At 71.1% G+C, this 9,631-nt stretch carries 8 protein-coding genes; 5 read left to right on the top strand and 3 right to left on the bottom strand.

Features of this window, described 5'->3' with window-relative positions:
- Positions 1 to 193: 193 nt before the first annotated feature.
- Together GWI24_RS12305 and GWI24_RS12300 are read right to left on the bottom strand one after the other, a co-directional pair.
- Entirely contained in the window at positions 194 to 337 is a 144-nt protein-coding gene (locus GWI24_RS12305) for a hypothetical protein (RefSeq protein WP_210945986.1), read from the bottom strand.
- 681 nt (positions 338 to 1,018) lie between these two features.
- Positions 1,019 to 1,519 carry an SRPBCC family protein gene (locus GWI24_RS12300; RefSeq protein WP_210945985.1) on the bottom strand — a complete coding sequence of 167 codons (501 nt, stop codon included), beginning with the start codon at positions 1,517 to 1,519 and terminating at the stop codon, positions 1,019 to 1,021.
- 142 nt (positions 1,520 to 1,661) lie between these two features.
- Here GWI24_RS12300 and GWI24_RS12295 point away from each other — a divergent pair, with 142 nt between their 5' ends.
- The 3 genes from GWI24_RS12295 (at position 1,662) to GWI24_RS12285 (ending at position 4,250) form a co-directional block, all read left to right on the top strand.
- A complete protein-coding gene (locus GWI24_RS12295) occupies positions 1,662 to 2,561 on the top strand; it encodes a helix-turn-helix domain-containing protein (protein ID WP_210945984.1) in 900 nt (299 codons plus the stop codon).
- Positions 2,562 to 2,743: 182 nt separating this feature from the next.
- Positions 2,744 to 3,715, top strand: a complete 972-nt coding sequence (locus tag GWI24_RS12290) for an SMP-30/gluconolactonase/LRE family protein (RefSeq protein ID WP_210945983.1) — start codon at positions 2,744 to 2,746, stop codon at positions 3,713 to 3,715.
- A 313-nt stretch (positions 3,716 to 4,028) separates the two neighbouring features.
- Positions 4,029 to 4,250: a DUF2255 family protein gene (locus GWI24_RS12285; RefSeq protein ID WP_210945982.1), complete on the top strand. Its 222-nt coding sequence runs from the start codon at positions 4,029 to 4,031 to the stop codon at positions 4,248 to 4,250.
- Here GWI24_RS12285 and GWI24_RS12280 read toward each other — a convergent pair.
- The gene (locus GWI24_RS12280) at positions 4,212 to 6,875 is read right to left on the bottom strand and encodes an AAA family ATPase (protein WP_210945981.1); all 2,664 of its coding nucleotides are present in this window, start codon (positions 6,873 to 6,875) and stop codon (positions 4,212 to 4,214) included. The genes GWI24_RS12285 and GWI24_RS12280 overlap by 39 nt on opposite strands.
- 135 nt (positions 6,876 to 7,010) lie before the next feature.
- Here GWI24_RS12280 and GWI24_RS12275 point away from each other — a divergent pair, with 135 nt between their 5' ends.
- Together GWI24_RS12275 and GWI24_RS12270 are read left to right on the top strand one after the other, a co-directional pair.
- Positions 7,011 to 8,291: an MFS transporter gene (locus tag GWI24_RS12275; RefSeq protein WP_210945980.1), complete on the top strand. Its 1,281-nt coding sequence runs from the start codon at positions 7,011 to 7,013 to the stop codon at positions 8,289 to 8,291.
- Positions 8,288 to 9,631, top strand: coding sequence for a carotenoid oxygenase family protein (locus GWI24_RS12270; RefSeq protein ID WP_308343624.1), 1,344 nt, complete (start codon positions 8,288 to 8,290; stop codon positions 9,629 to 9,631). The genes GWI24_RS12275 and GWI24_RS12270 overlap by 4 nt, the downstream gene beginning before the upstream one ends.

Genomic DNA, 9,631 nt, shown 5'->3' with positions numbered 1-9,631 from the left:
GGCTGGATGCGGGTGAGGACGATGTACGGAGCGTCGGCATCAGCAACGATGACGTACCCGGCGACGCCGAGTACCCCGTCCCGGCCGAGCGGCATGCGTCCATCCCGTGAGCAGAGGATGGAGCGGGGGCGATGGGACTCGGCGACGGCGGCCGCGGTACTCGGGGAGGTGACGGCTGCCGCGGAAGATCACCTCAGGCGCGGAGGCTCCACCTGCCCGTGTGCGCTCCGTCGGTCTGCAGGAGCGAGTCCATCTGGTACGTCACGGCCGTGATCTTCGCGTCCTGCCACTCGGTCAGCGTGACGTCGGCCTGCCCGGTATGGCCCGTGGCGCCCATACCGGGCAGGCCCTCCAGCGAGAGGGTCTCACCGACCTTGGCGCCGCTCGGCGTTGTGCTGCTGGGCGCGGCATCCGGCGTCTGCTGCCAGTGGGTCTGGCGGGTGTGGCGACACGGGACTTCTGATGGCTATGTGTGGGGCGTGCGGTGTCCTTCCTGTCACCAAACGGCATCAGAGGGCTGCGGCAGGGCGGCTCGGACGGTCCGCCAGGTAACGTTGTGCCGTTTGATCAGGGCTCCCACGTGGAGGTTCTTCCAGATGGGGCGGAGGTCAAGCTCGGGGCGTTCCTGGCCGCACACGAAGTCCAGGCGCGCCAAGCTCAGCGAGGACAAGCTGCAGCAGCGCGCCACCCTCGCCGGCACCCGGCGCCGAGCCGGCCGGGCTGGGGCGCGGTCGGCTTGGTGTTCCACAGAAACACCATGTTTCACCTCAGTCCCGTCCGCGCCGTCGGCGCTCCGTTTCCACGTGCAGCTGCTCGACCGGCCGACGCGCGACCCGCTCGGCGACGGAGAGCTCCTCCAACTCGTCGCGCACCTCGGCGCACACCGGGGAGTTCCCGGATCAGTGATCACCGAAACGGCAGACGATCTTGAGCTCCGGCAACCGCCCCCGACCAGCACGAGTGCACGATCAACGACTCACACCAGCCCCGTGACCAGCGACTTCAAAATGGTGGATCTTCACTCTTCGGCGATCCATTGGGCGAGGGAGATCAGGGTGGCTTCGACGCTGTTCGTCATGTAGTCGCGGAGTGCGTCGAGGTCGCCGCGGGTGGTGCCCAGGACCGGGTCAAGACGGAGGAGTTGCCAGGACTGCTCTACGACGGTTCCCCGTCCCTGGGGGTGGAAGGTCCAGCTCCACTGCACGATGCCGTCTTCGGCACCGCCGACCACGAAGGTGAAGGCGTCGCCGGGGTCGGCTCGTACGACCTGGGAGCGGGTGGTCCATTCCCTGCCGTCCTTCCGATTGCGGCCGCTGAACCAGGCGCCGACCCGAGGCCCGGCGCCCTGGTCGAACGTGACGTCGGTCGCGTTGGGGCTCCAGCGGCCGATCGCGGACACGTCACTGACCAGGTCATAGACCCGGGCGGGTCCGGCATCGACCCATGCGCGTCTGGTGAAGGCGAAGTCTGATGCGTCCAGAGCCTCGAAGAGGTCGTGTTCGCTGGTGGTGGTACTCAAGGCGTCCTCCTGGGTGCGTGTGGGGTGCTGCCGGGTCGGCGACGCCCATGCCATCGCCAGTCCTGCCGGGGAGCCAGACCCGCTGGTGCCTATCCACAGCTGGGGCAGGCTGTGCGTTTCGGGTCGGCCCATACTCGGATCCATGACCGGAAAATCACAGCTCGGGGACTTCCTGAAGGCGCGGCGCTCCCAACTGCGTCCCGAGGATGTCGGGGTGCCCACCTACGGGGAGCGTCGGCGTGTGCCGGGTCTTCGGCGCGAGGAGTTGGCGCTGCTGGCGGGTGTGAGCGCCTCTTACTACACCCGGCTGGAGCAGGGGCAGTCACTGAGCGCGTCGTCCGAGGTGCTGGACGCGATCGCCGGGGCCCTGCGGCTGGACGACTCCGAGCGGCGGTACCTGCACGACCTGGCCCGGGCGGACAGGTATCGCACTCGGGGCCGGCGGCCTGCGCCGGAGCGTGTGACGGAGGCGACGGCTCAGTTGATGGACGTGCTGGCGGACGTTCCCGCGATCGTGCTCGGCCTGCGCAGTGACGTGCTGGCGTGGAATCGCCTGGGTCACGCGCTGTTCGCCGGGCACCTGGCCCCTGGTGCCCCGGACCTGTCTGCGCAGCGTCCCAACATGGCCAGACTGGTGTTCCTCGACTGTCATACCCGCGACCTGTACACGGACTGGCCGAGCAAGGCCAGGGCGGTGGTGGGGAACCTGCGCCTAGTGGCGGCCCAGCATCCGCAGGACACCGCATTGCACGCGCTGCTGGGTGAACTGAGCGCAAGAAGCACTGAGTTCGCCTCGATGTGGGCCGACCATCGGGTCAAGGCGTGCACCGTCGCTACCTATGAGATGCGGCACCCGCTGGTCGGCCCACTGACCGTCGTTCAGCAGACCCTGAGCCGCGGGCCGGGCCCCAACGTCGTGGTCGCCACCACGGAGGCGGGCTCGACCTCGCGGGCCGCGCTGGCCCTGCTCGCCCAGGTCATCACCCAGGACACCATCCCGGCCGGCCCGCCGCCGATGCGGCCCCGGGCCAGCACTGCCTGACCTGACACAACGTCACCGGACGCTCGGCCGACACCTGCGAGCACCCATTCCGCCGGGCACTGCCGACGACCGGCCGCCGCCGGAAGCAGCTCCGGGGCCGCATGGCCCCGAGCAGAGCCCACCTGCCCAACCCGTGCGTCGGCGTGTTGCTGCCGCGTGCCCGAAAAACCAGTGAAGGAACCATGTTCAAGAAGCTCTCCATGTCCGCTGTATCGGCGGCCGTCCTTGTCGCGGCCGCTGCCGCAGCGCCCACTTCGGCGTCAGCGTCGGTGTCGGTCGAGTCCGCCCCGCTGAGCAGCGCGCGGATCGCCGCGCACTTCGACCTGGCCAAGGGGCAGATGCCGGAGAACGTCGCCCTGGCACCGGGCGGCACCACGTACGTCACTTTCGCCCAGGGCCGCCAGGTCGCCAAGGTCTCCCCCAACGGCACGACCCGGATCCTGGCCACCCTGCCTCTGCCCGCCGACGGCGGTATCCACACCCCAGCCCTGGGCTTCCCGCTGACCGTCGGGATCGTCCGCGCACCCGACGGCACCCTGTACTTTCTGTACGCCACCGGAACCGCCGACCTCACTGGTGTGTGGCGATTGCGCCCCGGTGGCAAGCCGCAGCGGATCGCCGCACTGCCCGCCAACGGCCTGCCCAACGGCCTGGCGCTGGACCCGGGTACCCGCACCCTCTACATCACCGACTCCGTGCTCGGCACCGTCTGGAGCGTGCCCACCACCGGCGGCACCCCCACCGCCTGGTCCACCGACCCCGAACTTGCCCCCGCCGGCTTTCTCGGCGCCAACGGCCTGAAGATCCACAACGGGGCGGTCTGGGCCACCAACCTCGACAAGGGCACCGTCGTGCGCATCCCCATCCTCCCGGACGGGCGCGCCGGTACGGTCCGGACCGAGGCCACCCGTCTGCCGGGGATCGACGACTTCGCCTTCACCGGCCGCGGCGACCAGCTGCTGGCCGCCCTCAACGGCCCCAGCGAGGTCGCGCTCGTCCAGCCCGACGGCAGCCACTCCACCGTGCTGACCTCGGCCGACGGCCTGCAGAACCCCACGTCCATCGCACTGCGCGGCGACACCGTCTACGTGCTGAGCGCCGCCTATGTCACCGCCAAGGACCCCAACCTGATCCTCGCCCACCTGAACGACTAGGACCGCAGGCGCAAGCACAGGCCCGCCGCCCTCAAAGGTCTCGCGGAACAGGAGCGGTGATGCGCACTGCGACCACCATCGAGGCCTCGGGCGGCACCCCCAGAGGGAGATCGCCAGGACCAGGGCGGCGACCGGGATCAGCAGCCACGGCTCGGCCAGGACGAGGAGCCCGGTGAAGATCAGCGGGGTTCATCATGGCACTCAGCCTCGTCGCGAGAGCACCGCCCTCCCGTCGGCGAAGCCCGCCTATCCAGTAGGTGATGACCACCGACGCGTACGTAGTGCCGGCACGGTGAAAGTCGGTCCATGAACATTGCGGCACGCGGACACGGAGGTGGAGGTGGCCGGGGTCCGGCTGTCCGTCACCCTCCAGCCGGTGGACGACCCCGGGCTCGTCCAGCGTGTCTCCGGCGCCTACCGGGCCAAGTACGGGCTGAGCTGGCCCGGCCCCGTGGAGTCGATGAACGGGATGGAGGCCGCGGCCACCACCATGCGGCTAACGAATGTCGGGCAGCTCTCGCAGTTGCCTGCGTGAGGTGAGCCCGAGCTTGCGGAAGATGTTGCGCAGGTGCGCGTCGACCGTCCGCGGGCTGAGGAACAGCTTCGCCGCCACCTCCTTGGAGGTGGCGCCGTCGGCGACCAGGCGTGCGATGTGCACTTCCTGCATCGTCAGCTGGTCCGATGCCTTCGACGTGCGGCTGCGGGCCTTCTCACCCGTGGCGCGCAGCTCGCCGGCTGCGCGCTCGGCGAACGCCTCCACACCGAGGTCGGACAGCGACTCGTGCGCCAGCCGCAGAGCGGCCCTGGCGTCACGCCGTCGGCCCTGGCGGCGCAGCCACTCCCCGTACAGCAGATGTGCCCTGGCGCGGTACACGACCAGTGCACTGTCGTCGAGCAGTCCGATCGCCTCCTGGTAGGCGGACTCGTCCTCGGTCACCAGGGCCCGCGCATAGGCCTCGACGCCAAGACCCCACGCCTGCCGGCCCGCCCGCGTGCGCTCGTGGAGGGACGCGAGGGCAGCGGCGGCGACCTCGGTCTCGCCACACCGCATGGCCGCCTCGACCAGCTCGGGCAGGGCAAGGCCGGCCGTGCCGACGGCGCCGTACTCGACCGCCTGCTTCGCCGCCTTCAGCGCGCCCGGGTAGTCGGCCAGTCCGTTGCTGAGCAGGGCCGTCGCCCACTGCACGCTGAGGCTCATCCGGTGATCCACCGACGCGAACAGTTCGACGGCGTCCTTGTGCCGCCCGCGCATCGCCGCCAGGTGGAGACGCGGATAGACCAGCGGTGCCGCGCCGGTGGCGTCGGCGATCGCCTCCTGCTCGGAGATCAGCTCCATCGCGGCGCCGAAGTCGCCGGTGTGCACGGTCGCCGTGGCCCGCATGGCCAGTCCGATGGACAGCGCGTGGAAGGAGCCCGACTCCCGGCCGGCCGCGGCGGCACGGGTGGCGATGCCGTGCATGGCGTCGAAGTTCCACAGCTCGGTGGCCAGCATGAAGCCCAGTGACGGCCGTCTGGCCCACACCTCGTCGTCGGCGTCGCCGACGACCGGCCCGAGGATCTCCCCCGCCGCCGGACGCCCGTCGCCGACCAGGCTGATCAGGCCGGTCAGGACCGCCGCCGCGCCGGATTCCGGCTCGCCCGACGGCGGTGCCTTCCTGACGGCCTCCACCACGTGGTCGAGGCCGCCGAGCAGAAGGCCCATCTCGATGGCGTCCAGATAGCACTCGCGTGACCAGGCGGGGTCGGTGGCCGCCAGCCGGGCGGCGGCGCTCAGGAGGTACGCCGTGGGGCCCTCGTCCCCCCGGCGGCGGACGAACGACAGCCTGCCGCGGAGCAGGTCGGCCCTGGCCGCCTGGCTCGGATCGTCGGTCGCCACGGTGGTGAGCAGGTCGGCCGCCGTGTCGAAGTCGCCCACCGAGAGCTTGGCCTGGACCGCGGCGAGGACCCGCTCGGCGCGTGGGACCGGGTTGATCGTGAGCGCGGCCGAGCGTTCGAGGAAGGCTGCCGCCGCCGCGACACCGCCACGTTCCTGGGCTCGGGTGGCGGAGGCTTCGAGCTCGGCGGCGACCTGCTCGTCGGGGCCGGCACTGGCCTGGGCGCGATGCCAGGCCCGCCGGTCGGGGTCGGCGACCGGGTCGGTCACGGCGGCCAGCGCCTCGTGCGCACTGCGCCGCTCCTCCGGCGCCGCGGCGCGGTAGGCGGCCGAGCGGGCGAGGGGGTGGCTGAATCGGATCCGGGTGCCGAACTCGACCAGCGGGACGGACTCCGCGGCGGCAGCCGCGTCGATGCCCAGGAGTTCGGCCGCACGCCATAGCAGCCCGGGGTCGCCGATCGGGTCGGCGGCGGCGACGGCCACCAGCAGCCGGGCCGCCGGCGGCAGGAGCTCCAGCCGGGACCTAAAGCTCTGCTCGATCACGCCGGGTACCGAGTCGGGCTGGGCGAATCCGCCCGCCATCCCGGCGAGTCCGGCGGTCCTGGGAAGCTCCACCAGCGCGAGGGGGTTGCCGCGTGCCTCGGCCAGGATGCGGTCGCGCACCCGCTCGTCCAACGGGGCGCGGGTCGCCGCGGCCAGCAGCGCGCGGGCATCCGATTCGCCAAGCCCTTGAAGCCAATGGCCGGGCAGTTCGTCCAGCTCGTGCAGACGGCTCGGCTCACGCGCCGCGAACACGAGGGCGATCGACTCGGCCGAGACCCGGCGGGCCAGGAAGGCCAGCGCCTTGGCCGACGCCTGGTCCAGCCACTGTGCGTCGTCGACGACGCACAGGAGCGGGCGTTCCCGCACGGTCTCCACCAGGAGGCCGAGCGACGCGACGCCGACCAGGAACGGATCGGGTGTGCCGGTGTCGAGGCCGAAAGCGATCTCCAGCGCCTTGCGGTGCGGCACAGGCAACGCCATCAGCCGGCCGGTGACGGGCGCGAGCAACTGGTGCAGCGCGGCGAACGGCAGCTCCATCTCGAACTCCGCGCCGGACGCCCGCATGAGGAGGAATCCGGTCGCGGCCTCCTCCAGATGCCGCAGCAGCGCGCTCTTGCCGATGCCCGGCTCACCGCGCAGGACCAGGGCACCGCCCCGGCCCTCCCGTGCCGCTTGGAGCAGGGCGTCGAGCCGGCGTATCTCGTCCTGACGGCCGATCAGCACATCGGTGTATGTCCCGGGCATGTCCGAGAACCTATGCGGTCGTACGCCGCGGGGGAATCCGGGAACGACCCCAGTCGCCCAAGGGTCTCCCGCAGCGAGTCGTATAGGCGATGACTACCGACGCGAGCGGCGGACGCCCGCTGCGAGTGTCGAGCCATGACCCGCAGCGCACCGCAACGGACCACCACCGGCTGGATACCGCTGGCGATTTTGGCCACGGCCCAGTTCCTGGTCGTGCTGAGCACTTCGATCGTGAACGTCGCCCTGCCCCGGATCCGGGCCGGGCTCGATCTGTCGGACACGGGCCAGGCGTGGACGGTCAACGCCTACGTACTGGTCTTCGGCGCGCTGCTGCTGCCGGGCGGGCGCGCAGGCGACGTATACGGCCTTCGCCGTGTGTTTCTGTTCGGCACCGGCTTGTTCGCCCTCGCCTCCGTGGGCGCGGCACTGGCGCCCACGGCGATCGTGCTGATCGTCTGCAGGGCAGTGCAGGGAATCGGCGCCGCGCTGCTGGCGCCCACGGCGCTGGCCCTCGTGCTGACGCTCTATCCCGGCAGGGAACGGCGTGGCACCGCGCTCGGAGTGTGGGGCGCGGTCTCCGGTGCCGGTGGGGCGGCGGGGGTGCTGCTGAGCGGGCTGCTGACCAGCCTGTACGGCTGGCGTGCGGTGTTCGTCGTGATGATGCCCCTCGCCCTGGCCGTCCTGGTGGCCACCTGGCTGCTGGTCGGGGCCGACCGGCCACGCGGCGGAAGCCTGGACGCGCCGGGCGCGGTGACGGTGACGGCGGGGCTGGTCGCGCTCACCTACGGCCTGTCAGGCCCTTGGCTGCTCGCCGCGATCGGTGTGGCGCTGCTCGGCCTGTTCGTGGTGCTCCAGCGCCGCGCCGCCGACCCGCTGCTGCCAGCGCGCATGAGGGTGGTGGCGGTGCCCAACGTGCTGATGGCCCTGCTGGGCGCGGTCTGGCTCGGATTGTTCTACTTCCTGCCCCTCTACCAGCAGCGCACCCTCGGCTACTCGCCCTTGGAGGCCGGGCTGACCCAGCTTCCCCTCGCCCTCATGATCACCCTCTCGTCGTGGGCCGCCGGCAAAGTCTTTGGCCGCCATGTGCTCCCCGTGGGCCTGCTGGTCCTGGCGGCCGGACTGGCCTGGCTGTCCCGAACCCCGGCCGACGGCACCTTCCCTGTGGATCTGCTCGGCCCGACGCTCCTCATCGGCATCGGGCTGGGGGTGGCGTTCGTCCGGCTCACCGCGATGTCCTCCACGGGCGTCCCGGCCGCCGACAACGGCCTGGCCGGCGGGCTGGTCAACGCCACCCGGCAGATCGGCGGAGCCATCGGCCTGTCCTTCCTGACCCTGCTCCCCTCCTCCGGCGCGGCCTTCCTGGCCTGCGCCGCCCTGACCCTGCTCGTCTCGGCTCTCTCGACGCGAAAGGCATGACCATGACCCTGGACAAGCCGTATATCAGCGGCCACTTCACCCCCGTCACCGACGAGATCACCGGCCGCGAGCTGAAGGTGCGCGGCACCCTCCCGCCCGAGCTGAACGGCCGCTACTTCCGCAATGGTCACAACCCCAAGCCGGGCGTCACCCCCACCCACTGGTTCCGCGGAGAGGGCATGATCCACGGGGTCCGCCTCACGGGCGGCCGGGCCGAGTGGTACCGCAACCGCTGGGTGCGTACCCCCTTCCTGGACGGCGTGCCGTTCACCGGAACCGAGCTCGAAGTCAGCGCCGCCGCCACCAACATCATCTTCCACGGGGGCCGCTACCTGGCCCTGCAGGAGGCCAACCTGCCCTGGGAGGTCAGCGCCGACCTCGACACGATCGGCGTCTACGACTTCGGCTCCAAGCTCACCAGCGCGATGACCGCCCACCCCAAAGAGGACCCGGAGACCGGCGAGCTGCACTTCTTCAGCTACAGCCCCTTCCCGCCGTACCTGACCTACTACGTGGCCGACGCCTCCGGCGACATCGTCACGTCGGAGGTCATCGACGGCTCCGGCCCGTCGCTCATGCACGACTTCGCCATCACCCGCGAGCACGTCGTCTTCATCAACTCGCCGGTGGTCTTCGACCAGGCCGAGCACTCCGGCATCCCCTACCGCTGGCACGACGACGTCCCGCTGCGCATCGGCGTGATGCCGCGCGCCGGGGGCAGGACCAGCTGGTTCGAGGTGGCCGACCAGGCGGCGCTGCTGCACGTCGCCAACGCCTACACCGACGCGCAGGGCCGGATCGTTCTGGAAGCACCGCGCTTCGACCGTTCCGCCTGGGAGAACTCGTGGAAGTGGTGGGTCGGCGCTCCCGGCTACGGCACCAGCCCCGACGCCGGCTCGACCTTCTACCGGTGGATCATGGACCCGGCCACGGGCAAGGTCACCACTGAAGCCCTCAACGACCTGGCCACCGAGTTCCCGTCGATCAACGACGCCCACACCGGTTCGGCCTACCGCTACAGCTATGCCATCGCCTTCCCCGGCGCGGGCCTGTCGGGCTACCACACCGTCAAGTTCGACACGCGGACCGGCCAGGAGAAGCTCCTCGCGCACGGCGAGGGCCGGATGCCCGGCGAGGCCGTCTTCGCGCCCGCCGAGGGCGGGACCGCCGAGGACGACGGCTACCTGCTCACCATCGTCAGCGACCTCACGGCCGACGCCTCGGAGCTGCTCGTCCTGGACGCGAGAGACCTGAGCACCGTGGCCGCCGTCGAACTCCCCCGCAGGGTGCCCGCCGGCATCCACGGCCACTGGATCCCCGACTCCGAGATGCCCGTCTGA

The organism is Streptomyces sp. MK37H (genome assembly GCF_018035285.1).
GTDB lineage: Bacteria > Actinomycetota > Actinomycetes > Streptomycetales > Streptomycetaceae > Streptomyces > Streptomyces endocoffeicus.
The sequence above is the reverse complement of the archived record's forward strand: the minus strand, read 5'-3'. Positions and strand labels throughout refer to the sequence as shown.